The organism is Cryobacterium sp. PH29-G1, from assembly GCF_030063365.1.
In the GTDB taxonomy this organism is placed as follows: Bacteria; Actinomycetota; Actinomycetes; order Actinomycetales; family Microbacteriaceae; genus Cryobacterium.
This window is the reverse complement of record NZ_JASISY010000004.1, coordinates 80,768-104,325: the sequence shown is the minus strand read 5'-3', so window position 1 is coordinate 104,325 and position 23,558 is coordinate 80,768. Positions and strand designations below refer to the sequence as shown.

Here is a 23,558-nt window from a genome sequence, read left to right as displayed (position 1 = left end):
GCCTAACGAGCGCGCTCAACAGCGTGTGACAGAACCGATGGTGGAGATGCGGGGAATTGAACCCCGGTCCACTGCTGTGGTCATATGCCTTCTACGGGTGTATCCAGTGAAATCGCTTTCTCGGCCCCGGAATTTGCCACTGGCATCTACTCCGACAGGCCCAGCCTTCGTTTAAGTCCCTCTACACCCCGTGGCTCAATGTAGAAGCAAGTTCTCTAAATGACGTCAGGATCCGGGTAGAGAGCATTCCCGGTCTGGCGGACTTCTCTAGTGCTTTCGCTTAGGCAGCGAGAGCGAAGTCAGTGCGGTTTGAATTAGCACTTATATTTTGCAGAGATCGTTAACGAGATAACCCTGCATCCTCGACCCGCTTCTCACAATTGCGCAAACAATGTCGAAACCGATCATCCCCATACACAGGGCGAGCGACGCTCGCGATGGGTTCGTGTCACACGCTATTGAGTTACCAAGCAACACCTTTCGGTGCAGCCCTCCATACTACAGCAGAACGGCCTCGAACAGAAGTATCCGAAAGCTAGTCGCCGAGGTGACGCTGCGCCGACATGGCGCGATCCGATTCGCGCTTGTCGGTGCGTTCCCGCAGGGTCTGACGCTTGTCGTACTCCTTCTTACCCTTGGCAACACCAAGTTCTACCTTGGCCTTACCGTCGGCGAAGTAGATCCGCAACGGAATAAGGGTGTAGCCGCCTTCTTTGGTCTTGTGGCTGATCTTAACGATTTCCTTCTTGTGCAGAAGGAGTTTGCGCTTGCGCCGCGGCGGGTGGTTGGTCCACGATCCGCCGGAATACTCCGGAATGTGCACCGCATCCAGCCAGGCCTCGCCGCCCTCGATGAAGGCGTAACCGTCAACCAGGGTCGCCCGACCGGCGCGCAGAGACTTGACCTCGGTGCCGCTCAAGACCATCCCGGCCTCGTAGGTGTCGCTGATGAGGTAATCGTGTCGGGCCTTGCGATTGGTCGCCACGACCTTTTCGCCACGTTCCTTGGGCATGTACCTCACCTCGATTCGTCGTACAAGCGGATGCCGCCAATCCGGCGGCACAGCGAGTGGGCCACACGGCCACTCAACAGCCCATCAGTCTAGCGGAACCGGGGGCCGGCCAGCCCCGGCATCCGTTTGCCTTAGACCTTGAGGTAGCGGGTGATGGCGAAGTTGGCCGAGAACGCGGCGAGCACCGCACCGACCACGAGCAGGATGGGTACCACGACGAACGCATCGTCCATGCCGATCAGGGCAAAGCCCGTGAGTCTGGCCCCGAGATAGCCCTGCACGAAGAAGTACACGAGGGCCACGATAGCTCCGCCGGCCAGCAGGGAGCCGAGCAGCGCCGCGAACACACCTTCCAGAATGAACGGGGTTTGAATGAACCGGTTGCTGGCGCCCACCAACCGCATAATGCCCAGTTCCCGTCGTCTCGAGAACGCTGACAATCGAATGGTGGTGGCGATCAAAAGCGCCGCCGCAATCAGCATCAATCCGGCGATACCGATGGCCGTGTAGCTCGCCACGTTGAGCACCGAGAAGATCTGATCGAGGTATTTGCGCTGGTCAGCGACATTCTCGACCCCCGCAACTCCGGACAGGCTCTCAACCAGCACCGCCGATTGGGATGGGTCTTTCAGGTTGACCCAGAACGTCTGGTTGAGCTGGTCGGCCGTGACATAGTCGGCGACCGGGTTGCCGGCGAACTGCTTTTTGAAGTTCTCGAAGGCCTGCTCGTGCGTCTCGAAATAGTAGTTATCGATGAACGGCGCGAGGGTCGGTGATTTCAGCTGCTCTTCAACCGCGGCGATCTGATCCTCCGAGGCATCACCGCCGGTGCAGGTTTCGCCGGGGGAAATTTCGGAGCACATGTAGATGCCGACCTGCGCTTTGTCGTACCAGAAGTTCTTCATCTGGCCGATTTGCATCTGCATGAGAATGGCCGCACCCACGAAGGTGAGCGAGATAAACGTCACGAGCACGACGGAGACGACCATGGAAGCGTTGCGTCGCAGTCCGTTGGCGGCTTCGGAGAGCACCAACCCGACCCTCATCGGGTGGGCCCCACGTTCTGTTCGCCCGTTTGGTCGGGTTTCTCCCCCGGTGCTCGCAGACCGAGTTTCTCGGCGAGAGTGAGCTGCTCCGGGTCGTCGTTGGCGGCGACCGGCAGCACCGGACGCGTCATGGGTGACGCCGGTGCCTCCGGCGTCTCATCGGCTTCCGGCACGGCGACCGGTGTCGGCGCTGGGGCCGGGGCGGGCGTCGGCGTCGGGTCCGAGGCGGCAGCGGACTGGTGTGACGACAGGGAAGTCTCGGGAACGGGCGCCGCCGGGTGGGTCAGCGGCGGGTGGGACGGTTCCGGCCGGGACGACGCCGGATCGGCGGATTCGGCGTCCGAGGCGTAGGTCGACGTGGCGGGCGACGTGGCGGGCGACGGCGCGGGCGACGGCGCGCTGTCGGATGCATCCGCTATCGATGAGGGCGGCACGGTGGGGATGGATGCCGTGGCGTAGCCGCCCTGACGCTCGTCACGCACGATCTCGCCGTTGACGAGTTCGATCACGCGGCGCTGCATCTTGTCGACGATGCCGGCCTCGTGCGTGGCCATGATCACGGTGGTACCGCTGGCATTGATGCTCGCGAGCAGTGACATGATCTCCGCACTCGTGGTGGGGTCGAGGTTTCCGGTGGGCTCATCGGCCAGCAGAATTTGCGGCTTGTTCACGATGGCGCGGGCGATGGCGACGCGCTGCTGCTCACCACCGGAGAGTTCGTGCGGCAGGCGCTGCGCCTTTTCGGCCAGCCCCACCATCTGGAGCGTGTCGGGCACGGCTTCCTGAATGAAACCGCGGCTCTTGCCGATCACCTGCAGGCTGAAGGCGACGTTGTCGAACACGGTTTTATTCGGCAGCAGGCGAAAGTCCTGAAAGACCACGCCCATATTGCGGCGAAAGTAGGGCACCTTGCGGTTGGAGATCGACCGCAGGTCCTGGCCGAGCACGTGAATGCTGCCGCTGGTCGGCTTTTCCTCCTTGAGCACGAGCCGCAGGCAGCTCGATTTGCCCGATCCGGAGGCGCCGACCAGAAAGACGAATTCGCCTCGCAAAATCTCGACGTCGATCGAGTTCAATGCCGGCCGAGTGGTGCCGGGATACTTCTTGGTTATGTGATCAAAACGGATCATAGCTCTTAGAGCCTAGGCATCCGCGGGCGATTTCCCTACTGCGACATACCCTGTGCAGCAAGCCTCTAGTCTTCGGGTGCTTTCTTGCGCCAGCGGATGCCGGCCGAAATGAATCCGTCCAGGTCGCCGTCAAAGACGTTGCTGGGGTTGTTCACCTCGTATTCGGTGCGCAGGTCCTTGACCATTTGGTACGGCGCGAGCACGTAGCTGCGCATCTGGTCGCCCCAGCTCGCGGTGATATTGCCGGCGAGTTCCTTCTTGGTGGCGGCTTCCTTCTCCCGTTCGAGCACCAGCAGTCGTGACTGCAGTACCCGCATGGCGGCGGCGCGGTTCTGGATCTGGCTTTTTTCGTTTTGGCAGCTCACCACGGTTCCGGTGGGCAGATGGGTGATACGCACGGCGGAGTCGGTGGTGTTGACCGACTGGCCGCCGGGGCCGCTGGAACGAAAGACGTCAACGCGAATGTCGCCGTCGGGCACCTCGATTGATTCGGTCTGCTCAATCAGTGGCACGACCTCAACCGCGGCAAACGAGGTCTGGCGCTTGCCGGCCGAGTTGAATGGGCTCATCCGCACGAGGCGGTGCGTACCGGCCTCGACGCTGAGCGTGCCGAAGGCGTAGGAGGCGTCAACCTCGAACGTCGCACTCTTGATGCCGGCCTCTTCGGCGTAGCTGATGTCGAGAACGCTCGTGCGCCAGTTGTGCTGTTCGGCGTACCGCAGGTACATGCGCAGCAACATTTCGGCGAAGTCGGCGGCATCCACTCCCCCGGCGCCGGCGCGAATGGTGATGACGGCGTTGCGCTCGTCGAATTCGCCGTTGAGCAGGGTCTGCACCTCGAGTTCTCCGAGCAGCTTTTGCAGGCTGGCCAGTTCGGCGGCGGCCTCATCGGCAAGCTCCTGGTCGCCCTGGCCGTCATTGGCCATGTCGACGAGCATCTCCAGATCGTCCAGCCGCGTCGTGATGCTCTCGATGCGCGCCAGTTGCGACTGCCGGTGGCTGAGGTCGCTCGTCACCTTCTGCGCGTGCTCGGTGTCGTCCCACAAATTGGGCATACCGGCCTCACCGCTGAGGTCGTCAATGTCCGCCCGCAGTCGATCAATGTCGATTACCGAGCGGATGTCGCCGAACGTGGTCCGCAGCGCGGCGATCTGTACTGAGAAATCCAAGTCAATCATGTTCTGTCCAGCCTACCGGGCTGGCGTAGCATCGACTCTGATGAGCCTGCCCCGAGCCCCCCTCAACCTGCGGTCGATCGCCCTGACGGCGTTTCTGCCCACCCTGCTGTTTTCGATCGGTGAGGGCGCGATCATTCCGCTGATTCCGCTGGTAGCCAACGATCTCGGCGCCACCCTGGCCATCGCCGGGGTGATCGCCGCCATGATCATGCTCGGTGAACTCATCGGTGACATTCCCAGCGGCTGGGTCGTGGCCCGCATCGGTGAACGCAACTCGATGATCTGGGCATCCGTTGTCACGATCGGCGCGATCGTCATCTGCCTCGTGGCGCCGAATCCGCTGGTTTTGGGCGTCGGCATCTTTCTGATCGGTATCGCTACGGCCGTGTTCGCTCTCGCCCGGCACGCCTTCATGACCAGCTACGTACCGCTGGTCTATCGCGCCCGCGCCCTGTCAACGCTCGGTGGCGTGTTTCGGGCGGGCTGGTTCGTGGGACCGTTCCTGTCCGCCGCGCTCATCCACCTCACCGGAAGCACCCAGGCGGCGTTCTGGGTGTTCATCGCCTGCTGCGTGCTCGCGGTCACGATGCTGCTGGTTTTGCCGGATCCCACCCGTGACCTTGCGGCGCCGAGCGCCCCGACGGCGACCGCCGCAAGTACGGCGTCGGGCCCGGCATCGCCGGAACCCGCTGCTGCGCGGGGAGATGCTGCATCGGAATCGGCAGCCGGGACGGAGCCGGCGGCATCCGCTGTGCCGGTGGTCGCCGATGATGCTGAGGGCCTGTTTCAAACCATCCGCACCCACCGCGGTGTGCTCGCGCGGCTCGGCACCGGGGCCGCCCTCGTGGGCGCGATGCGAGCCAGCCGTACGGTCATGCTGCCCCTGTGGGCGGTCAGCATCGGAGTGAGCGCGCCCGACACGGCCCTCATCATCGGGATCGCCGGCGGTATCGACTTTGTGTTGTTCTACGTCAGCGGTCAGATCATGGACCGATTCGGTCGTATCTGGAGCGCGGTTCCCTCGATGATCGGCTTGGGCCTCGGGCACGTCGCGCTCGCGTTCACGCACGACCTGCCGAGCAACGTGGGCTGGTTCATCGGCGTGGCGATGTTTCTCTCCCTCGCCAACGGCATCGGCAGCGGCCTGCTCATGACGCTCGGCGCCGACCTCGCTCCGCAGCGCCATCCGGCGCCGTTCCTCGGCGCCTGGCGATTCACCGCCGATTTCGGCAGTGCTGCGGCGCCTCTCGCCGTGGCCGGCATCACAGCGCTGGCATCGTTGTCGATCGCGAGCGGCATCATGGGGGCATTCGGCCTGTTCGGTGCCGTGCTTCTGCGACGCTACATTCCCCGGTTTGCCCCGCACCGGCCTCGCAGCCGTCTCTAGCCCACGGACCGGCGCCTCGCCCGGCTCGCGATCTCGTTCATAACTCCTGCAATTTCTGCGCGAGCAATAGTTCTTCGGCGAATTTGCGGGCATCCGCTTCTGGAAGTCCACAAATTGCAGGAGTTATGCCACGACGCGGCGGAATGTTCGCGACGGTCCAAGCGTTGGGGCAGGCATGCCCCTCATCGGAGAATACGAACCAAGCACCTCCCAGCGCTCTCGCGAACAGGTCGAGCTGTACGAGAAATCGGGTGGTACCGAGGGCACAACCCTGCGTGGCATGCCCGTCATCGTGCTGACGACTCTCGGAGTGAAGAGCGGCAAGTTGCGCAAGACACCGCTCATGCGGGTCGAACACGATGGTCACTACGCCGTCGTCGCCTCGCTGGGCGGCAGCCCCAAGAACCCGGTCTGGTACGCCAACGTCGTGGCGCACCCCGAAGTGGAATTGCAGGACGGTTCGCAGAAGTGGGACATGCGTGCCCGCGAGGTCACCGGCGACGAAAAAGCACTGTGGTGGATGCGCGCCGTGGCCGCGTACCCGGACTACGCCGAGTACCAAATGAAAACGGACCGCGAGATTCCCGTTTTCGTCCTCGAGCCGCTCGCCTAGGGTGGCGAAACCAGGCACCCGCAAAGCGTCGATCGACCGCATCACGCTGCCCGACGACCTCACCGATAGCGACGGTGCACGGTTGCGTTCCGGTGACGGCCGCGAGGCGGAACGCTACTCGGGCATCGATCTCGACGGCCGAGACCTCACCGGAATCTCGTTTACTGAATGTGAGTTCACCCGGGTTTCCCTGCACGAGGCCAAGCTGCGCGGAGCATCTTTTTCGGAGTGTCTCGCCGCTGACCTACACGCGCCGGTGTTCAGCGCGCCACGTTCCAGCTGGCGTGACGTGCGCATCGAGCACGCCCGGCTCGGGTCGGTCGAGGTTTACGAGGCAACGTTGCGCTCGGTGCACATCGACGGGTCGAAGCTCGATTTTGTGAACCTGCGCAATGCCACGCTGACCGATGTGTTGATCAGCAACTGCATCATCGAAGAACTCGACCTCGGCAGCGCCACGGTGCAGCGCCTCGAGTTGCAGAACTGCCGCATCGGCACGCTCGACGTTGGCGGCGCCAAGCTCAAAGACGTCGACCTGCGCTCGAGCGAGTTCTCGGCCATCCACGGTCTTGAGGGTCTGCGTGGCGCCACGATCGACGATGCCCAGCTGAGCCTGTTGGCCCCGCTTCTCGCCGCGCACCTCGGCCTGCGCGTCGAGTAGGCCCGGCACCGGTTACGAGCGGATGACCGGGCTCGCCCGCATCGTCACCGGCCTAGGGAATGGCGGTAGCGGTCAGCTCGAGGTCGGAGGTGGGCCGGTCTCGCTGGCTCGCGATCGCCGCTCCGGCCGCCACACACACGACCACGATGGCGCCCTGCTGCAGCAGGGTGAATGTCTCGCCGAGCACGAGCGCGCCGAAACCGGCGGCAATCACCGGTCCAAAACTCGTGATGATCGCGTAGAGGCGCGGACTGATCCGACGCAAAATGTAGGTGTCGAGCGTGTAGGGAAAGGCCGAGGAGACGACGCCGACGAGCAGGAGCAGCCCGACGATTCCCCAGGTAAAGGCCGAGAGGTCGAGGGTGAAGAGGGCGATCGGCACGACGATCACCAGACTGACCACACTCGCGATGGAAATGCCTTCCAGACCGGCGAACTCGGTTGCCACTCGCCGGGTCAGCAGAATGTAGCAAAACCACGAGGCGGCCGCGGTCAGGGCGAGCACGATACCGAGCACGTCGAGCGTGCCGTCCGACCAGGTCAACAGAAAAACTCCCCCGGCGGCGGCCGCGGCGTACACAAAGTCGAGTACGCGGCGACTGGTGAGCAGGGCGAGGGCGAACGGTCCGAGAAATTCGATCGTCGCTGCGATGCCCAGACCGAGCATGTTCACGGCCTGATAAAAGGTGAGGTTCATCACGGCGAGGACGACGCCGAGGGCCAGCGGCGGCCAGACGCGGCTCCAGCTCAGATTTTTCAGTTTGGGCCGGGCCAGCGGCAGCACGACGATCACCATGACAATCTGTCGAGCCGCCACGACGATGGGCGATCCAACGACCGGTATGAGCAGCCCGGCCAGGGACGACCCGAAATTGATGCTGACTTCGGTGGCGATCTGAGCACCCGCACCGCTCAGTTGGTCCCGCTTGGTACGCACACTGCTCCCGTCGGCGCCATCAGGGCACCTACCGAGGGTACAGCGCGCGGCATCCGCTGAAAACTACCCGCGCGAGCCGCTATCTACGACTGGAGTGGTACGAACTGGTATTCGCTCGTCAGGTGCTCGTGCTGGCAGGCACCGCAGAACAGCGCTCCGGAAACACGCATCGCGTCGACCCGGGAAGAACACTGGATCACCTTGGGGCCACAGCACGGTGAGATCACCATGTATTCACCCGATTCGGCCGGATCGTGCCCACTCAGTCCACGATCGTGATGCACGCCCTCACAGGGCAGCACAAACTCAAAGTCGAGGTGCTCCATAACCTGCTCGTCGAGTAATGCATCCATGATTTCACAGCCGTTCTTGATGGTTCTCAGCCGCCATACGGGGCCACGTCAACCGGCGGCGACCAACCCGGCTGAACGACGACCCACGGTCGCCAGCACTACCAACCGGGACCGGGGCTGGCACGAGTGTCGACACTGGTACACGAGCGAAGGCCCCCGGTCGAGCAGGGAGTCTTCATGTCAACGACGTGTCTGTGTATAGTACGCTCCAATTCTGAAATTACCAGAGCGATTTTCATCGAGTTTCCAGCGAACAGGCGCCGGAAACACGATTAGTGAAACACTGCACGGGAGACCACGGTCACCTCGAGGGGCACGCCGTCGGGAACCACGAAGGTGAGCACGGGCGGGCGCCACCACGATCGCAGGGTCACCGATGCACTCTGCCCGTCGGCGGATGCCGCGCTCGTCACGCTGAGCGCCTCGAACGAATCGTGTGGCACGAGGCGCAGGTACTCATCAACCGCCGCCGAGACGTCGTCCGATCGCAGCTGCGGCCGGGGCCCAACCGCACCCACCTGCACCGCGGCCAGGGTGAACGCTTCGGACCCGGCGAGCGCCGCCCCGTCCGCAAAGCTCAGCAACCGTTTATGTTCCAGATAGAGCGATGTCGCCGCCAATGCCACGAGCACGAGACTCAGGGCCAGAAACCCATAGAAGATCATCAGGAGCAGGGTGGATCCCTGCTCATTCGAGGCGTGCGGCAGGCGCCGGATCATTCGAAGCCGCCGAACCGGGAGACAAGCTGAGACGATGCCGCCGTCATCGGCACGCTCGCGCTCTGGTTCACCGCGAGCAGGTCGGGAACCAGCGGCAGCGTGATTCCAATGCGCACGGTCACCGTCACCAGCCCCCGGCGAGTCAGACAATGCCCCCTACCGCCACCGCACTCGATCTGAACGACGGCATCACCGGGGTCGAGGCCGTAATCCTCGAGCGCGAAAGCCACGGCCCGGTGGGCGCGTTCCGTGGCTGTGACCTCATCCGGCGCCTGTACGTAGACCCGAGCCGCTTGCCGGGCAGCGCCCTCCACGGCGAGGGCACCACCCTGCAGGGCGGAGAGCGCCAGCACCAGGTAAACGAGGGGAACCAGCAGAATCATGCCCGCAGTAATGAACTCGAGCGACGCCGAGCCGGCTTCCCCTCCCCGCAGCACGGCACGCCAGCTAATGGAGCGATTCGACCGACGCATGTGCCACCACCTCCAATCCGCGCGGAGCACCGAGCAACCCCATGAGCGGCAGCGGTGCGATCACTCGCACTTCGACACTGGGGTATCCGGCACTGTCCCCAAACCGGGCCGCGACATCGGTGGCGTACCTTGCCCCGATGGCCGTCGTGATCAGGTCGCGGGTGCGTTGTGCTCCCGCCGGCAGACTGCTGTCGGCGAGCGTGGCGTAGCGGGCCCCTTCAGCAGCGGCATCGAGCACTGTGTTATGAATGTGCAGCGCGAGGGCCAGCTGCATCACCATGAGCGTCAGAAATGTCAGCAGGGACACCACCATCACAAATTCGGCGACGGCGGATCCGGCTTCGTCGCGGAACGCAGGGGTGCGCCGCGAAACGAGGCGCACCATCCGCTTGCTGAGCTCGCGCATCTCGCCGGTCAGAAACTGCTGACGCGGTCCATGGCCTGCTGAAAAACGCCGCTGAGCGCAGGGCCGGCGAGCCCCCAGATAATCAGCACCAGGCCCGCCGTCATGAGGGTGATCAACACCCAACCGGGCACATCACCGGTTTCGTCGCGGAGCAGGCTGCGGAGGCGAAACATAATTCGGTTCATGACATTCTCATTTCTCGTGTGCGTGAGTGGACCGGACGGGGACAATTTCAGGGACACAGCGGCGGAACATCAGAACCCGGCCTGCAGCACAACGAGGCCGGGAAAAACAGCAAACAACACGGTCATCGGCAGAATCAAAAAGACCAGCGGAACAAGCATCGCGACCTCTTTCTTTCCGGCCATCTCGAGCAGCGTGCGCTTGGTCTGATCGCGGGAATCCTGCGCTTGCGCACGCAGCACCTCGGCCAGGGGCGAGCCCCGGTCCAGTGCGCCGGTGACCTGGTCGACAAACCGGGTCACCTCCGGAAGTTGGATCCCACGCGCGAGTGACTGCAACGCGGCGCCGATCGGAACCCCGGCATGAACATCGGCGACCACCCCGGCGAATTCTCGCGACAGCTCCCCCGAACTCGTACGGGACACCCGCCGGATCGAGTCCAGAATTCCTTCACCCGCCGACAGCGACAGAGTGAGAAATTCCAGAACGGTCGGCAGTTCACTGCGCATTCGGGCCAATCGAGCGGTCGCTGCCCGCTGCAGCAGCCAATCCCGCAGCGCGGCGCCACCAACGGCAGCCACAAAAGGCACCACCAGCCGGGCCGGCACCGGCAACTCCACCAGAGCAACAACGGTGATCACCGTTCCGACGGCGAAGGCCAGCAACGCCCAGACCAACTGCACGGAGCGAAACTCCTCGACGGTCTTCACCGACCCGGACTGATGCAGGCGGCGCGCAATGGTGTCGCTGCCACCGAGCAGGCTCGACAGCCCCCGCGTGAGGGCCGTGAACAGCGGCGCGAACAGGCTGCCCAGTACGGGAATCGGGTTCACCGTTCGCCGGGCCAGGATCCGGCGCGCTTCCGGGGAGACATCGAGAAGATAGGGCACGACCCGGTCGATGAGGCGCGGCCGGGTCAGCCGTGGTGTCATGCTCACCAGAGACCAGAGCCCAACGCCCAGACCCGTTCCACACAGAATCGCCCAGCCCAGCATGGCACTCAACGGCTGCACCCCGCTGGTCCAGTGCACCCCGCTGGTCGACTGTCCGGCACCATTCGACGCCGCGGCGCTAGGAGAACCATCGGCGTTCCTCCGGAAGACGACCCAGCGCGATCATCAGGCGGTAAGCAACGACCGACAGGCCGAGACCGCTCGAAATCACGATTCCGCCGGCCGGTGAGTTGTAGGCGATGGCCGCTTCGGGGCGCGAGGCGAGCAGAATCAGAATGATCCATGGCGCTGCAACGCCCAGGCGGGCCGCGTTCACCACCCACGATTGGCGGGCTTCCACCTCAAGCCGCACCGCGGCATCCTGCCGCAGCCAGGCTGCGAGGCTCCGAAGCACGATTGTGAGGTCGCTGCCGCCGACTTCCCGCGCCATCCGCAAGGTTTCCAAAATGCGGTCAGCGACCGGGTCGGCGAGGGAACGCTTGAGCTCGTCAACGCAGTAGCTGAAGTTGCCGGTGGCCCGGTATTCACGTTCGAACTGGGCGAACGCACTACGGGTAGCGACCGGCCCGGCTTGAGCGAGAGTGCTCACGCTGTCGGGCAATGCCAGTCCCGAGCGGAGCGCCGACACCAGATGATCAACAACGTCAGGCCACACTGTGCGATTGGCGCGCCGCCTGGCTGCCGCACGCCACGACACGATCAGCCACGGCAACAGCAGCCCGGCCAGCCCCGCCACGGCGGTGAGCGCCCGAACCGCAAAGATTCCGTGCACCAGGGCAGCGGATGCCACACCCACGATCACCGACACCGCCAGGAAAGCCGGCAGCGGCACCGCCCCCAGACCGCCCTGAACCAGGCGTACCCGCATCCGCTCCCCCACCCTGGCCCGTTTGGGTGTACTACCGGCCGGCCAGAGGAACGGCGCGAGCACCAGCACCAGCCCGCTGCCGAGCACACACCCCAGCACGAGAATCATGCGGCCCCCTGTCGCAAGACCTGCGCCGGGTCGAGGCCGGCAGCACGAAATTTAGCGAGCTTGGTGGGATGGGAACCGGTCGGTTCGAGGTGCCCGTGGGGAGACAGAAATACCGGGCTCGCCTCGATCATCGAACCGGACAGCTGGCCGCTCGGCGCGATGATCTCGGTGACACGTCGACGGCCGTGCCGATCAATCTCGCAGTGCACCACGATGTCAATACACCCGGCCACGGTCGGCAGCACAAATGACGAGTCAATATTTCGGCCGGCCAGCAATGGCAGCGTCGAGAGTTTGGCAAGGGCGTCCCGGGCGCTATTGGCATGAATCGAGCACATCCCCGGAAGCCCACTGTTCAAAGCGATCAGCAGGTCGAGGCTCTCCGCCTCGCGTACCTCACCGACGACAAGCCGGTCGGGCCGCATCCGCAACGATTCCTTGATCAACCGGCGCAGGGTGATCTCCCCGGTACCCTCCAGGCTGGGCTGCCGACACTGCATCGCGACGACGTCGCGGGCGGACAGGTCGAGTTCAAAGGTTTCTTCCACGGTCACGATGCGCTCGCTGGGCCGGGTCGACGACAGCAGGGCGTTCAGCATCGTCGTCTTGCCGGTTTGGGTGGCGCCAGACACGAGAATGTTTTGGCCGCCCAACACGCAGATCCGCAAAAAGTCAGCGGCCTGTTGGGTGAGCGCGCCAAGCCCGACAAGCTGGTTGAGGTCTCGGATGCGCCGGGTGAACTTGCGAATGTTCACCGCCCAGTGCGCACGCGTAATGTCGGGAATCACCACGTGCAACCGGGAACCATCGGGTAGCGATGCGTCGACGAACGGCGACGAGAGGTCGACCCGCCGTCCGGATGCCTGCAGCATCCGCTCGACCAGATCGCGCACGTCCTGCTCGCCGAGCAGCAGCGTGGTCAGTTCGGGCACCCCGTCGCGCGCCACGAAAACCCGGGCCGGGCCGTTAATCCAAATTTCTTCAATTTCGGGATCGTCCAGAAACGGCTGCAAAACGCCGAAGCCGGTGAGGGCGGCCACAACCTCCCGAGTGGCCTGGTGCTCGTCGGCGATCATCGGGGCCAGCCCGCCGAGGGCCCGCTCGCTGTAGCGGCGCAGTTCGTCGCTCACATACTGTTCCACCAGGGAATTATTGGCGGCCAGATCAACGCCCTCACGGCGCACCCGCAGCCGCACTTGCTCTGTAATAATACGAACGGCTTCGGTCATCCCCGAATGATGGCCTCATTTGCAATTTTTCGTGCAAGTTATCCACAGGGCTTGTTTTTTGTGTTGCGACGTCCAAAAATGATCGCGACGGATACCGACGCATCCTGTTTCGCCGCGTCAGTGTGTTCCTGGGTATCCCGGGTCGGCGGCCACGAGAACTAGCAGCAGGGCGCCGCTATTGCGACGCCCTGCAGTACTTGCAGGACCGGATCTCTGCGGGAACCAATGACTAACGAGCCGACCAGCCGCCATCCATCGTGTAGCTCGATCCGGTGACCATGGCGGCGTCGTCGGAAGCTAGCCAGGCCACGAGGGACCCGACCTCGGCCGGTTCCACCAGGCGCTTGATCGCGCTTTCGGTGAGCATGATCTTGCTGAGCACCTCCGATTCCGGAATTCCGTGCACGAGCGCCTGGTCGGTGATCTGCTTCTCGACCAACGGCGTACGCACGTAGCCCGGGGCGACACAGTTGCTCGTGACCCCGTGTTCACCACCCTCGAGCGCGGTCACTTTGGACAGTCCCTCGAGCCCGTGCTTGGCCGACACATACGCGCTCTTGAACGGCGAGGCGCGAATGCCGTGCACCGACGACACGTTAATGATGCGCCCGAAATTTGCCGCGTACATCTGGGGCAGCACGGCCCGAATGAGCAGAAAGGGTGCCTCGAGCATGAGCGTGAGAATGTTGTGAAAATCGGCCGGCTCAAAGTCCTGGATCGGGTTGATCCGCTGAATCCCGGCGTTGTTGACCAGGATATCGACGCCCTTCAAGGCCACCGCGAGAGCGTCGTCGGTGAGGACAGCGGTAGCCATCAGGTTGACGGTCCAGATTGACCCGCCCACCTCCTCCGCCAGCGCAGTGGCACCGGCGGTATCGATGTCGGCGACGACGACGTGGGCACCGCGGGCGGCGAGTGCCCGCACGACTGCGGCGCCGATTCCGCTCGCCCCACCCGTGACGAGGGCACGTCGCCCGGCGAGGGGCTGCTGCGTCGGGCGGGTGGCGGTGACGCTGGCAGCGTCGGTGTTCTCAGTCATGACATTCCTTCGATTGCGCATTCACTGCACGGCAGGTCGGCACGAGGCGGGGCACCGACGGCACCCCGCCCCTCGCCGACGCGGGTTACGCTGTCGGGTCAGTTCGTCTGGGCAGCGGGCTCCAGCCCGTGCTTGCGAGCATCCACCGCGTCGACCTCGCGCAGTGACGCTCCCTTGGTCTCCTTGAGGGTGACGACGGCGGCCACCGTGATCGCGCAGGCGATCATGATGTAGATCGCGACCGGAATCCAGGAATTGTACTTCTGCAGCAAGGCGGCGGCGATGATCGGCGCCATGGAGCCGGCGAGAATCGACGTGACCTGGTAGCCAAGCGACACACCCGAGTAGCGCATGCGAGTCGGGAACATTTCGCTCATGATGGCCGGCTGGCCCGCATACATCAGTGCGTGGAAGCAGAGCCCGACCGTGATCGCGAGAATGATCAGCACCGGGTTCAGGGTGTCGAACATGGGGAAGGCGAAGAACGCCCACGTCGCACCGAGAACGGCACCGGCCAGGTAGACGGGCTTGCGTCCGAGGCGGTCCGAGAGTCGACCGACCTGCGGAATCACAATGAAGTGCACGACGTGAGCGATAAGCAGGGCGACCAGCAGCTGGCCGGTGTCGTATTCGTGCACCGTCTTCAAGTAGACAATCGAGAAGCTCACGATGATGTAATACAGAATATTTTCGGCGAACCGCAGGCCCATGGCTCCGAGGATTCCCTTGGGGTACTTGCGAATGACCTCGCGCACACCGTAGTTGACGGCCTTTTCGGCCTCAACCTGCGCGCGGGCCTCGAGAAAGATCGGGGCTTCGCTGACGTGGGTGCGGATGTAGTAGCCGATCACGACGATGATCGCGGAAAGCCAGAACGCTACGCGCCAGCCCCAGCTGAGGAACTGCTCGGGCGGAAGAATCGAGGTCATGGTGAGAAGCACGAGAGTGGCGAGCAGGTTACCGACCGGAACGGCTGCCTGTGGCCAGCTCGACCAGAATCCGCGCGATTTGTTCGGGCTGTGCTCGGCGACGAGAAGAACCGCGCCGCCCCACTCGCCACCGACGGCGAAGCCCTGGATGAAGCGCAGGGCTACGAGCAGTGCCGGAGCCCAATAGCCGATGGTGTCGTAGCCGGGCAGGCACCCCATCAGGAATGTTGCGGCACCGACCATGATAATCGTGACCTGCAGGGTGTGTTTGCGACCGAGCTTGTCACCGATCTGGCCGAACACAATGCCACCGAGCGGTCGCGCGATGAATCCCACCGCATAGGTCAGAAAGGCGGCGATGATGCCGTCGAGCTCGCTACCGGCGTTCGGAAAGAACACCGTCCCGAAAACCAGACTGGCCGCGGTCGCGTAGAGAAAAAACTCGTACCATTCCACGACCGTTCCCACCATTGAGGCGGCGACGATTTTTTTGAGGCCGGAAGTTTCCGCCTCTGATCCAGCGCTTCGTCCGGCTTTGCCGGAACCGGCAGCCCCAACGCGTTGATTGACACTCATTGTCTGTCTCCTTTGTGTCGGCGATGACACGTGGTTGCCTGAGGTGGTGCGGGATGAGTTTGGTCGTTTCCGCAGGATTCTTTTCAGAAGACTCTGCGAGAAGCTCTGCAGAAGAACGACCTCACTGAGTATTCACGCACGACGGGCGTGCGACAAGAGCCAAAACATCAGAGCACATGTGCATAATTGCAGATATGACCTTTCCCTCCACCGGCGCGACCCCCAACCCCGATGATCTGCTCATCTTTTTGGCCGTCGCTCGAACCGGGCGGTTCACTACCGCTGCGGCGAGCCTCGGACTTAACCACACCACCGTGTCACGGCGCATCGCCGCCCTCGAACGCGATCTGGATGGTCGACTGCTGGCCCGCGCCGTGGGCGGGTGGGAGCTGACCGAGCTCGGCGAACGCGCACGCACAGCTGCCGAGGGCGTCGAATCCGCCGTCACGTTGCTGCGCGGATCCGACGCGGAGGGGCAACAGCTTTCCGGCGTTGTGCGAATGTCGGCCACGGACGGCTTCAGCGCTTATGTCGCCGCCCCCGCCGTCGCCGCCCTCCAGCGACGGCATCCGTTGCTGCGTGTTGAGATTGTCACCGTCACCCGACGCGCCCTGCAGCACCGTTCTGGCTTGGACATCGAAGTCGTCGTGGGCGAGCCGCAGGTGCATCGGGCTGAGTCGATCCTGCTCGGTTACTACACACTCGGAATGTACGCGTCCCGCCACTACCTGCAGACACACGGCACGCCGAGGAGCATCGCCGAACTGACCGAGCATCCCCTCGTCTATTTTGTCGATTCCATGCAACAGGTCGACGACCTCGACGCTCCCCGACGATTGGTGCCGCAGATGCGGGAGTCCTTGAGCTCCACCAACGTCTTCGTGCACGTGGAAGGCACCCGCGCCGGAGCCGGTATCGGATTCCTGCCGTGTTTCATGGCCGATCAACACGCGGATTTGGTGCGCCTGCTGCCCGAAGATTTTCAGGAGCGACTGCCGTACTGGATGGTTCTGCGCACGGAGTCTTTGCGGCTGCCAGCGGTGGCGGCACTCGTCGGCGCGCTCCGCGCCCAAATGGAGTCTTTTGCCGCGGAATTGCTCGGCCACGACACCCTCAGAGTCAGTGTCAGCGCAGACGCAGCCAACTAGACTGAGACAACACCGGCGGGAGTGGTGGAATTGGCAGACACGCAGGATTTAGGATCCTGTGCTTTCGAGCGTGGGGGTTCAAGTCCCCTCTCCCGCACATGGTTCAGGTTTCAGCACTCGACGGTCAGTTAAACGATGTTCTCGCACACACGGGCGCCGTGCTGTTCTACCTGCTTATTTGGGGTCTGGTCTTCGCCGGAACCGCGCTGTTCCTGGGCGTCTTCATCCCCTTCGTCACCGGGGACTCGCTCCTGTTCGGTTCCGGGCTGGTCGCCGCCTCCACGGGCAACATCAATATTGTGATACTGGTGATCGGAACCGGTATCGCCGCTTTCCTCGGCGACCAGGTGGGTTTTCTGCTCGGCCGACACTATGGGCGCGGATATCTGGAACGGCACGGCGGCCGACGCATCCAGGCGGCGATCATCAAGACCGAAACGTTCTACCGACAGTTCGGCTGGTGGTCGGTCGTCATCGCCCGATTCATGCCCTGGGCCCGGGTGTTCGTACCGGTTGTGGCGGGTGTCGGTCGCATGAATTACTACAAGTTTCTCTCCAGCAACCTGCTCGGAGCACTGTCCTGGGGTGTTGGGCTCACCCTCATCGGCTACTACGCGGCGACGATCCCCGGCGTCAAGAATGCGGCCTACATCATCGCCGGCGTGCTGATCACGGCCTCCGTCATCGTAGGCTTCCGCACCTGGCGCATCGACCGGGCGCAACGAAAAGCGGATGCCACCGCGCACGATCTCGAAGACAGCCCCTCAGCCAGCTGACCGCCCACGTTTGCGGGGGTGCCTGCCGGGTACTTTCCCACGATTAGGCGATACCCTGTGTCACAGCATCCGCCGCCGTTGCCCGAACGTCTGCCTTTCGCCGACTGGAGTTCTCCCGCGTGATCCACACCGCCCTGATCCCTTGGCTCGACCCGACCCACATCATTGAGTCGGCCGGTCCGTGGGCCCTGCTGGTGGTCTGCGCGATCGTCTTCGCGGAGACCGGGCTGTTGGTCGGTTTTCTACTGCCGGGCGATACGCTGCTGGTCATCACGGGCCTGTTGGCGTTTCCCGCGGCCGGCGTCATCCGGATCGATATCTGGTGGGTGGCCCTGGCCATCGGTTTCGCCGCCTTTCTCGGCGGTGAAGTCGGCTATCTGATCGGCCACAAATTCGGTCCGCGTGTGTTTGAACGCAAGGAATCGGGACTGTTCAGCATCAAAAACGTTGACCGCACGAATGCGTTCTTCGTGCGCTTCGGTGGTGTGGCCGTAATTGTTGCCCGATTCGTGCCGATTGTGCGCACCTTCGCGCCGGTCGCCGCGGGCGTCGGTCATATGGACTACCGCAAGTACACCCTTTACAATCTGATCGGCGCCTTGCTCTGGGGCGCCGGCCTCACCTTCGGCGGATACTTTCTCGGCTATATTCCTCCGGTCGCCGATTTTGTCACGACGTATATCGACCTGATTCTGCTCGGTGCGGTGGTCGTCACTCTTATTCCCACCGTGTACCACTACGTACTGTCCGTGGTGAAGGCCCGGCGCCTGCGCGACCACCCCACCCCAGCCGCCAACACGGGCAGCCACCTGCTCGACCCCGAGACGTTCAAGACCAACCACGACGGGCGGCACGAGGCCTGATCAGCACCGTTGATCAGCCGCACCGGTTACCGCTAGTTCTGCGATACGGCTCACCGATGCTGGTGACCTTCATGGTCGGCGTGCTCCGCCGGTTCCAGCTGGAAGGTGGAGTGAGCCACATCGAAATGCACGGTCAGGCACTCCGACAACGCGTCAAGAAGAGTATCCGTGCCCGCGGCGAGCACCTCCGGTTCAACGACGATATGCGCGGTGAAAACGTGGGCGCCACTCGTAATCGCCCACACGTGCACGTCGTGCACGGCCACGACCCCCGCGGTACCGAGCAGGTGACGGCGAATTTCGCTGATGTCGGTATCGGCGGGCGTTGCCTGACTGAATACCCGCACGACATCCCGCAGCAAGAAGTAGGCGCGCGGCACGATCATCCCGGCGATGACGAGCGAGGCGATGGCATCCGCTTGGCCAAATCCGGTGGTCAGGATAACGATGGCGGCTACGATGACGGCCACCGAGCCCAGGGCATCCCCGAGCACCTCGAGGTAGGCGCCACGCATGTTGATCGACCCGGCCGCAGCGGGTCGCAGCAGCAGAATCGCGGCCACGTTGGCGGCCAGTCCGATGACGGCGACGACGAGCATCGGAGTACCGAGGAGCACGGTTTCACCGGGCGTGATCAGCCGGGTAATGGCCAGGACCGAGACGACAACGGCCGCGCCGATCAGAATCAACCCGTTGATGAGCGCTCCGAACACCTCGGCGCGAGCGAAGCCGAAGGTGGCCCGATCGGTGGCCGGCCGAGCCGCCACCACGGTCGCGGTCAGCGCGACGATGAGCCCGAACAGGTCGGACAGCATGTGCCCGGCATCGGCCAGCAGCGCGAGCGAGCCGGTCAGCCAGGCGCCCAGTACTTCGAGCAGCAGCACGGTGGCCACGATGCCGATGGCGATCGACAATCGCTTCCGGTTTGATCCGGTGCCGTGCGCGTGATCGTGGCCCATGCCTCCACGTTAGAGCCGCCGCGGGTCGCCCGCCAACCCCACGCACGTGCCGGACCCTAGTTGGGAATGAATGCCGTTCTCAGCACTCGAGCACCTCACGCAAAACCGGTACGAGACCCTCGAAGGCAATCGCCCGATGACTGACCTGGTTCTTCACGTGCGCCGACAGTTCGGCGGCTGAAATGGCGTAGCCCTCGGGGAGGAAGATCGGGTCGTAACCGAAACCGTTCTCGCCGGCCGGTTCGAACAGAAGCTGGCCAGGCCATTCGCCGGTCACGGCACGTTCGGTGCCGTCTGGGAGCGCCAGTGCGGCCACACAGGTGAAGTGGGCGTCTCGGTGCTGCTCGGGGACGTCGCTGAGCTGCCAGAGCAGCAGGCGCAGGTTCTCGGCGGCGTCCTTGGCAGGCCCTGACCAACGCGCAGAAAAAATGCCGGGGGCGCCACCCAGAATATCCACGCAGATGCCCGAATCATCGGCGATCGCTGGCAGGCCGGTGTGGGCCGCCGCGGCGCGGGCTTTGATCAGAGCGTTTTCGGTGAAGGTGACACCGTCTTCGACCGGTTCGGGGCCGTCGTAGGCGAGCACCTCAACCGTGGGCAGCTGCGGGGCCAGAATGCGCCGCAACTCCTCGACTTTGTGGGCGTTGTGCGTGGCGAGAACGATCTGCACCATTCAGCGCTCCAGTGCGCTGGTCTGAAACTCGGTGAGGCTGACGGCGCCCTTGAGGGCGAGGTCGAGCAGGGTGTCCAGTTCGGCGCGGTCGAACGGTGCCGCTTCCGCTGTGCCCTGCACCTCCACAAATTTGCCGCGCCCGGTCACGACGACGTTCATGTCGGTGTCGGCGCGGACATCTTCGGTGTAGGCGAGGTCGAGCATGGGGACCCCGCCGATGATGCCGACGGACACGGCCGAGACGCTGTCGATGAGCGGCTGCGCCTTCTGCGCGATGAACTTCTTGGTGCGGCCCCATTCGAGAGCGTCGGCGAGGGCCACGTAGGCGCCGGTGATAGCCGCGGTGCGCGTTCCGCCGTCGGCCTGCAACACATCACAGTCGAGTACGAGGGTGTTCTCGCCCAGTGCCTTCATGTCAACGACCGCGCGCAGACTGCGACCGATCAGACGGCTGATCTCGTGCGTACGGCCGCCGATCTTGCCCTTGACCGATTCGCGATCCATACGACTGTTGGTCGAACGCGGCAGCATCGAGTATTCGGCGGTCACCCAGCCCTTACCCTTGCCACTCATCCAGCGCGGCACTCCGTTGGTGAAGGATGCCGTACAGAGCACCTTGGTGCGGCCGTAGGAGATCAATGCCGACCCTTCGGCCTGGTCGCTCCAGCCGCGCTCGATCGTGATCGTGCGCAGTTCGTCGTTGGTGCGCCCGTCGGCGCGCAGTGTTTCGGTCACGGTGTACTCCTAGAAATTCGGGTGTAAGTGGGAAAAGGGTGGCGTGGCCAGTTCGCTCAGATTGAGCGTGCCGGTCTCGATCAGGTCAACGTGAGTGGGTGAAGGCCCGATCAGACGATGGGCGAGGGCGAGAAAGTCTTCGGCGCTGTCGCCGGTGGCCTCGTAGCGGTAGGTGGGCGGGGTGGTACTGGCGCGTTCGAGCCCCCGGCTGACCAACACCCGGTAGACGTCGTTGGCCGTTTCGGTATCGCTGGACACCAGGGTCACGCCCTCCCCCATCACGTAGGAAATGGCGCCCCGCAGAAAGGGATAGTGGGTGCAGCCGAGCACGAGGGTGTCGACCTCGGCCGCGCGCAGCGGTGCCAGGTATTCCTCGGCGACGGCGAGCACCTCGGCGCCGGTCGTGACGCCGGCCTCGACGAATTCGACGAAGCGCGGGCAGGCCTGGCTGAACAGTGAGATTTGCGGAGCCGCCGCGAAGGCGTCGTTATAGGCCCGCGAATTGACGGTGCCGAGGGTGCCGATGACCCCCACCCGTTGGCTGCGGGTCGTCGCGACCGCACGGCGCACAGCTGGCTGGATCACCTCGATCACCGGCACGCTGTAGCGTTCCCGGGCATCCCGCAGCACCGCCGCCGATGCCGTGTTGCACGCGATCACGAGCAGTTTCACGTCTTGCGCCACGAGTTCATCGAGCACATCGAGGGCAAAACCACGCACGTCGGCGATCTTTTTCGGGCCGTACGGCGAGTGCGCCGTATCGCCGATGTAGAGAATGGATTCCCCCGGCAACTGGTCTTTGATCGCCCGGGCGACGGTCAGGCCGCCCACTCCGGAATCGAAAATACCAATCGGTGCATCCTTCACGGAAATCAAGCCTAGTCCGCGGTTGCGGATAAGCTGTGCCGGGTGACCCCGTCCCCCGCATTTCGCACCGACCGTTATGAGCTCACGATGGTGGATGCCGCCATCTCGAGCGGTACAGCCGATCGGGAGTGCATGTTCGAGGCGTTCGCTCGCCGCCTGCCCGCCGGCCGCCGCTACGGCATCGTCGCCGGCACCGGTCGCCTGCTCGAGCTGATTCGCCAATTTCGTTTTACCACCGCGGAACTGACCTGGCTCTCCGAAAACTCTGTCGTACGCACCCCGACCCTCGACTACCTCGCCGACTATGCCTTCAGCGGCAACGTCTGGGGCTACCAGGAAGGCGAAGCGTACTTTCCCGGGTCACCGCTGCTTCTGGTAGAGAGCACCTTCGCCGAAGGCGTCATATTGGAGACGCTCATTCTCAGCGTGCTCAACTACGACATCTCGGTCGCCAGCGCGGCCGCGCGCATGGTCTCGGTCAGCCTCGGTCGACCGATCGCCGAGATGGGATCACGCCGCACCAACGAGCACTCGGCGGTTGCCGCTGCCCGCGCCGCGTTCATTGCCGGCTTTTCGGCCACGAGCAATCTTGAGGCCGGCCGCCAGTGGGGCTTGCCGACTATGGGAACGGCCGCCCATTCGTTCGTGCTGCTGCACGACAGCGAGGAAGAGGCCTTCCAAGCCCAGGTGGATGCCTTCGGGGCAGCCACAACCTTGCTCGTGGACACCTACGATGTGCCAGCCGGGATCGCGCTGGCGGTCAAAGTCGCCGGGACCCGACTCGGCTCCATCCGCATCGATTCCGGCGACCTGCCCACCGTCGTCGCGGCGGCGCGCGCCCAACTGGATAGTCTCGGCGCGGTCAACACAAAAATCACCGTCACGAGCGACCTCGACGAGTACTCCATTGCGGCCCTCTCGGCGAGCCCGGTGGACGCCTTCGGTGTGGGCACGTCGGTCGTCACCGGGTCGGGCGAACCGGCCGCCGGTCTGGTCTATAAGCTCGTCGCGCACAAGGGTTTGGACGACGACTGGATCTCTGTCGCCAAAACATCGGCCGCGAAGCTCTCTATCGGTGGCCGCAAGAACGCGCTGCGCCGAGTGGATGCCGTCGGCACTGCCCAGGAAGAGATCGTCCTGCTGGGAGAGGGTCCAGGAGCCGGTCCCGGCGCCGAGGCAAGGGTCAACTCCCCCAGCGGTCTGGAACGCGCGCTGATCGTTCCGCTGATCGTCGACGGAACCGTCGAGGAACGTTATCTGGGATCAGCCGGAACGGTGCGGGCACGCGCCCACAACGCATCCGTTATGCAGGAACTGCCGATCGAGGCGTTCCGATTGGGCCGCGGCGAGGCTGTTATCCCCACCACGTACCGATGACCGGCTACTTCGACTTCATCTTTTCGTAAATGGCTTTGCAGGTCGGGCACACCGGGAATTTCTCCGGATCGCGACCCGGCAGCCACTTTTTGCCGCACAGCGCCTTGACCGGCTTACCGGAGATGGCCGACTCGAGAATTTTGTCTTTGGGTACGTAGTGTGAGAACCGTTCGTGGTCGCCGGGCTCGATCTGCTCCTGGTTGAGGAGTTCTTCGAGCTCACGGTCGAGCGTGGACGTTCCGCCGCCAGGCTGGGCGGGTTCTATTGTGCTCGCACGCATGAATTCAGTCATGCCACCATTCTAAGCACCAGGTCGCGTCCCGGCACGGGATCGCATCTGCACGGGTCGGCTCGGAGCCG

At 63.9% G+C, this 23,558-nt stretch carries 27 protein-coding genes, 1 tRNA gene and 1 other RNA gene; 8 read left to right on the top strand and 21 right to left on the bottom strand.

Features of this window, described 5'->3' with window-relative positions:
• Positions 1-38 precede the first annotated feature (38 nt).
• From ssrA to prfB, 5 genes are all read right to left on the bottom strand, one after another.
• Positions 39-412: a transfer-messenger RNA gene (gene ssrA, locus QMK22_RS06975) on the bottom strand.
• A 123-nt stretch (positions 413-535) separates the two neighbouring features.
• Positions 536-1,012 carry an SsrA-binding protein SmpB gene (smpB, locus tag QMK22_RS06970; RefSeq protein ID WP_283496893.1) on the bottom strand — a complete coding sequence of 159 codons (477 nt, stop codon included), beginning with the start codon at positions 1,010-1,012 and terminating at the stop codon, positions 536-538.
• Positions 1,013-1,143: 131 nt separating this feature from the next.
• Entirely contained in the window at positions 1,144-2,058 is a 915-nt protein-coding gene (ftsX, locus tag QMK22_RS06965) for a permease-like cell division protein FtsX (protein WP_283496892.1), read from the bottom strand.
• Positions 2,055-3,188 (bottom strand): cell division ATP-binding protein FtsE, encoded by a 1,134-nt coding sequence (ftsE, locus tag QMK22_RS06960; protein ID WP_283496891.1) that lies wholly within the window; start codon positions 3,186-3,188, stop codon positions 2,055-2,057. The genes ftsX and ftsE overlap by 4 nt, the downstream gene beginning before the upstream one ends.
• Before the next feature lie 65 nt (positions 3,189-3,253).
• A complete protein-coding gene (gene prfB, locus QMK22_RS06955) occupies positions 3,254-4,366 on the bottom strand; it encodes a peptide chain release factor 2 (protein WP_283496890.1) in 1,113 nt (370 codons plus the stop codon).
• A gap of 40 nt (positions 4,367-4,406) precedes the next feature.
• Here prfB and QMK22_RS06950 point away from each other — a divergent pair, with 40 nt between their 5' ends.
• The 3 genes from QMK22_RS06950 to QMK22_RS06940 all read left to right on the top strand — a co-directional run bounded on the left by QMK22_RS06950 (position 4,407) and on the right by QMK22_RS06940 (position 7,027).
• Positions 4,407-5,753: an MFS transporter gene (locus QMK22_RS06950; RefSeq protein ID WP_283496889.1), complete on the top strand. Its 1,347-nt coding sequence runs from the start codon at positions 4,407-4,409 to the stop codon at positions 5,751-5,753.
• A gap of 175 nt (positions 5,754-5,928) precedes the next feature.
• Complete coding sequence (locus QMK22_RS06945; RefSeq protein WP_283496888.1) at positions 5,929-6,366, top strand: nitroreductase family deazaflavin-dependent oxidoreductase; 438 nt, start codon at positions 5,929-5,931, stop codon at positions 6,364-6,366.
• A gap of 1 nt (position 6,367) precedes the next feature.
• Entirely contained in the window at positions 6,368-7,027 is a 660-nt protein-coding gene (locus QMK22_RS06940; protein WP_283496887.1) for a pentapeptide repeat-containing protein, read from the top strand.
• A gap of 52 nt (positions 7,028-7,079) precedes the next feature.
• Here QMK22_RS06940 and QMK22_RS06935 read toward each other — a convergent pair whose 3' ends face one another.
• The 11 genes from QMK22_RS06935 to QMK22_RS06885 all read right to left on the bottom strand — a co-directional run bounded on the left by QMK22_RS06935 (position 7,080) and on the right by QMK22_RS06885 (position 15,800).
• A complete protein-coding gene (locus QMK22_RS06935; protein ID WP_283496886.1) occupies positions 7,080-7,964 on the bottom strand; it encodes an EamA family transporter in 885 nt (294 codons plus the stop codon).
• Between the two features lie 83 nt (positions 7,965-8,047).
• Positions 8,048-8,317, bottom strand: a complete 270-nt coding sequence (locus QMK22_RS06930) for a hypothetical protein (protein WP_283496885.1) — start codon at positions 8,315-8,317, stop codon at positions 8,048-8,050.
• A gap of 272 nt (positions 8,318-8,589) precedes the next feature.
• Positions 8,590-9,036, bottom strand: coding sequence for a pilus assembly protein TadG-related protein (locus QMK22_RS06925; protein ID WP_283496884.1), 447 nt, complete (start codon positions 9,034-9,036; stop codon positions 8,590-8,592).
• The gene (locus tag QMK22_RS06920) at positions 9,033-9,509 is read right to left on the bottom strand and encodes a hypothetical protein (RefSeq protein WP_283496883.1); all 477 of its coding nucleotides are present in this window, start codon (positions 9,507-9,509) and stop codon (positions 9,033-9,035) included. The genes QMK22_RS06925 and QMK22_RS06920 overlap by 4 nt, the downstream gene beginning before the upstream one ends.
• Entirely contained in the window at positions 9,484-9,915 is a 432-nt protein-coding gene (locus QMK22_RS06915; protein WP_283496882.1) for a TadE family protein, read from the bottom strand. The genes QMK22_RS06920 and QMK22_RS06915 overlap by 26 nt, the downstream gene beginning before the upstream one ends.
• 8 nt (positions 9,916-9,923) lie before the next feature.
• Positions 9,924-10,100 carry a hypothetical protein gene (locus QMK22_RS06910; RefSeq protein WP_283496881.1) on the bottom strand — a complete coding sequence of 59 codons (177 nt, stop codon included), beginning with the start codon at positions 10,098-10,100 and terminating at the stop codon, positions 9,924-9,926.
• Between the two features lie 69 nt (positions 10,101-10,169).
• Positions 10,170-11,129, bottom strand: coding sequence for a type II secretion system F family protein (locus QMK22_RS06905; protein WP_283496880.1), 960 nt, complete (start codon positions 11,127-11,129; stop codon positions 10,170-10,172).
• Between the two features lie 40 nt (positions 11,130-11,169).
• Positions 11,170-12,027, bottom strand: a complete 858-nt coding sequence (locus QMK22_RS06900; protein WP_283496879.1) for a type II secretion system F family protein — start codon at positions 12,025-12,027, stop codon at positions 11,170-11,172.
• The gene (locus QMK22_RS06895; protein WP_283496878.1) at positions 12,024-13,256 is read right to left on the bottom strand and encodes a TadA family conjugal transfer-associated ATPase; all 1,233 of its coding nucleotides are present in this window, start codon (positions 13,254-13,256) and stop codon (positions 12,024-12,026) included. The genes QMK22_RS06900 and QMK22_RS06895 overlap by 4 nt, the downstream gene beginning before the upstream one ends.
• Before the next feature lie 229 nt (positions 13,257-13,485).
• A complete protein-coding gene (locus tag QMK22_RS06890) occupies positions 13,486-14,295 on the bottom strand; it encodes a 3-hydroxybutyrate dehydrogenase (RefSeq protein WP_283496877.1) in 810 nt (269 codons plus the stop codon).
• Positions 14,296-14,393: 98 nt separating this feature from the next.
• Complete coding sequence (locus QMK22_RS06885; RefSeq protein WP_283496876.1) at positions 14,394-15,800, bottom strand: MFS transporter; 1,407 nt, start codon at positions 15,798-15,800, stop codon at positions 14,394-14,396.
• A gap of 194 nt (positions 15,801-15,994) precedes the next feature.
• Here QMK22_RS06885 and QMK22_RS06880 point away from each other — a divergent pair, with 194 nt between their 5' ends.
• The 4 genes from QMK22_RS06880 to QMK22_RS06865 all read left to right on the top strand — a co-directional run bounded on the left by QMK22_RS06880 (position 15,995) and on the right by QMK22_RS06865 (position 18,587).
• The gene (locus tag QMK22_RS06880) at positions 15,995-16,948 is read left to right on the top strand and encodes a LysR family transcriptional regulator (RefSeq protein ID WP_283496875.1); all 954 of its coding nucleotides are present in this window, start codon (positions 15,995-15,997) and stop codon (positions 16,946-16,948) included.
• Between the two features lie 15 nt (positions 16,949-16,963).
• Positions 16,964-17,045: transfer RNA gene (locus QMK22_RS06875), tRNA-Leu, on the top strand.
• Between the two features lies 1 nt (position 17,046).
• Positions 17,047-17,724 (top strand): DedA family protein, encoded by a 678-nt coding sequence (locus QMK22_RS06870; protein ID WP_283496874.1) that lies wholly within the window; start codon positions 17,047-17,049, stop codon positions 17,722-17,724.
• A 122-nt stretch (positions 17,725-17,846) separates the two neighbouring features.
• Positions 17,847-18,587 carry a DedA family protein gene (locus tag QMK22_RS06865; protein ID WP_283497116.1) on the top strand — a complete coding sequence of 247 codons (741 nt, stop codon included), beginning with the start codon at positions 17,847-17,849 and terminating at the stop codon, positions 18,585-18,587.
• Positions 18,588-18,637: 50 nt separating this feature from the next.
• Here the strand turns inward: QMK22_RS06865 and QMK22_RS06860 are convergent, their stop codons facing one another.
• The 4 genes from QMK22_RS06860 to murI all read right to left on the bottom strand — a co-directional run bounded on the left by QMK22_RS06860 (position 18,638) and on the right by murI (position 21,821).
• Entirely contained in the window at positions 18,638-19,546 is a 909-nt protein-coding gene (locus QMK22_RS06860) for a cation diffusion facilitator family transporter (RefSeq protein ID WP_283496873.1), read from the bottom strand.
• A 79-nt stretch (positions 19,547-19,625) separates the two neighbouring features.
• Positions 19,626-20,219, bottom strand: coding sequence for an RdgB/HAM1 family non-canonical purine NTP pyrophosphatase (gene rdgB, locus QMK22_RS06855; RefSeq protein WP_283496872.1), 594 nt, complete (start codon positions 20,217-20,219; stop codon positions 19,626-19,628).
• Positions 20,220-20,954 (bottom strand): ribonuclease PH, encoded by a 735-nt coding sequence (rph, locus tag QMK22_RS06850; RefSeq protein ID WP_283496871.1) that lies wholly within the window; start codon positions 20,952-20,954, stop codon positions 20,220-20,222. It abuts the gene before it with no gap.
• A gap of 9 nt (positions 20,955-20,963) precedes the next feature.
• Positions 20,964-21,821 carry a glutamate racemase gene (gene murI / locus QMK22_RS06845; RefSeq protein WP_283496870.1) on the bottom strand — a complete coding sequence of 286 codons (858 nt, stop codon included), beginning with the start codon at positions 21,819-21,821 and terminating at the stop codon, positions 20,964-20,966.
• Positions 21,822-21,863: 42 nt separating this feature from the next.
• Here murI and QMK22_RS06840 point away from each other — a divergent pair, with 42 nt between their 5' ends.
• Complete coding sequence (locus QMK22_RS06840) at positions 21,864-23,198, top strand: nicotinate phosphoribosyltransferase (protein WP_283496869.1); 1,335 nt, start codon at positions 21,864-21,866, stop codon at positions 23,196-23,198.
• Between the two features lie 4 nt (positions 23,199-23,202).
• Here QMK22_RS06840 and QMK22_RS06835 read toward each other — a convergent pair whose 3' ends face one another.
• Positions 23,203-23,490: a DUF3039 domain-containing protein gene (locus tag QMK22_RS06835; protein ID WP_502857224.1), complete on the bottom strand. Its 288-nt coding sequence runs from the start codon at positions 23,488-23,490 to the stop codon at positions 23,203-23,205.
• Between the last annotated feature and the right edge of the window lie 68 nt (positions 23,491-23,558).

What these genes read in the sequence shown, in the direction of transcription:
- smpB (WP_283496893.1), bottom strand. Translation starts at nt 1,012, where the DNA reads ATGCCCAAGGAACGTGGCGAAAAGGTCGTGGCGACCAATCGCAAGGCC.
- ftsX (WP_283496892.1), bottom strand. Translation starts at nt 2,058, where the DNA reads ATGAGGGTCGGGTTGGTGCTCTCCGAAGCCGCCAACGGACTGCGACGC.
- ftsE (WP_283496891.1), bottom strand. Translation starts at nt 3,188, where the DNA reads ATGATCCGTTTTGATCACATAACCAAGAAGTATCCCGGCACCACTCGG.
- prfB (WP_283496890.1), bottom strand. Translation starts at nt 4,366, where the DNA reads ATGATTGACTTGGATTTCTCAGTACAGATCGCCGCGCTGCGGACCACG.
- QMK22_RS06950 (WP_283496889.1), top strand. Translation starts at nt 4,407, where the DNA reads ATGAGCCTGCCCCGAGCCCCCCTCAACCTGCGGTCGATCGCCCTGACG.
- QMK22_RS06945 (WP_283496888.1), top strand. Translation starts at nt 5,929, where the DNA reads ATGCCCCTCATCGGAGAATACGAACCAAGCACCTCCCAGCGCTCTCGC.
- QMK22_RS06930 (WP_283496885.1), bottom strand. Translation starts at nt 8,317, where the DNA reads ATGGATGCATTACTCGACGAGCAGGTTATGGAGCACCTCGACTTTGAG.
- QMK22_RS06925 (WP_283496884.1), bottom strand. Translation starts at nt 9,036, where the DNA reads ATGATCCGGCGCCTGCCGCACGCCTCGAATGAGCAGGGATCCACCCTG.
- QMK22_RS06920 (WP_283496883.1), bottom strand. Translation starts at nt 9,509, where the DNA reads ATGCGTCGGTCGAATCGCTCCATTAGCTGGCGTGCCGTGCTGCGGGGA.
- QMK22_RS06915 (WP_283496882.1), bottom strand. Translation starts at nt 9,915, where the DNA reads ATGCGCGAGCTCAGCAAGCGGATGGTGCGCCTCGTTTCGCGGCGCACC.
- QMK22_RS06910 (WP_283496881.1), bottom strand. Translation starts at nt 10,100, where the DNA reads ATGAACCGAATTATGTTTCGCCTCCGCAGCCTGCTCCGCGACGAAACC.
- QMK22_RS06900 (WP_283496879.1), bottom strand. Translation starts at nt 12,027, where the DNA reads ATGATTCTCGTGCTGGGGTGTGTGCTCGGCAGCGGGCTGGTGCTGGTG.
- QMK22_RS06895 (WP_283496878.1), bottom strand. Translation starts at nt 13,256, where the DNA reads ATGACCGAAGCCGTTCGTATTATTACAGAGCAAGTGCGGCTGCGGGTG.
- QMK22_RS06890 (WP_283496877.1), bottom strand. Translation starts at nt 14,295, where the DNA reads ATGACTGAGAACACCGACGCTGCCAGCGTCACCGCCACCCGCCCGACG.
- QMK22_RS06885 (WP_283496876.1), bottom strand. Translation starts at nt 15,800, where the DNA reads ATGAGTGTCAATCAACGCGTTGGGGCTGCCGGTTCCGGCAAAGCCGGA.
- QMK22_RS06880 (WP_283496875.1), top strand. Translation starts at nt 15,995, where the DNA reads ATGACCTTTCCCTCCACCGGCGCGACCCCCAACCCCGATGATCTGCTC.
- QMK22_RS06870 (WP_283496874.1), top strand. Translation starts at nt 17,047, where the DNA reads ATGGTTCAGGTTTCAGCACTCGACGGTCAGTTAAACGATGTTCTCGCA.
- QMK22_RS06860 (WP_283496873.1), bottom strand. Translation starts at nt 19,546, where the DNA reads ATGGGCCACGATCACGCGCACGGCACCGGATCAAACCGGAAGCGATTG.
- rdgB (WP_283496872.1), bottom strand. Translation starts at nt 20,219, where the DNA reads ATGGTGCAGATCGTTCTCGCCACGCACAACGCCCACAAAGTCGAGGAG.
- QMK22_RS06835 (WP_502857224.1), bottom strand. Translation starts at nt 23,490, where the DNA reads ATGACTGAATTCATGCGTGCGAGCACAATAGAACCCGCCCAGCCTGGC.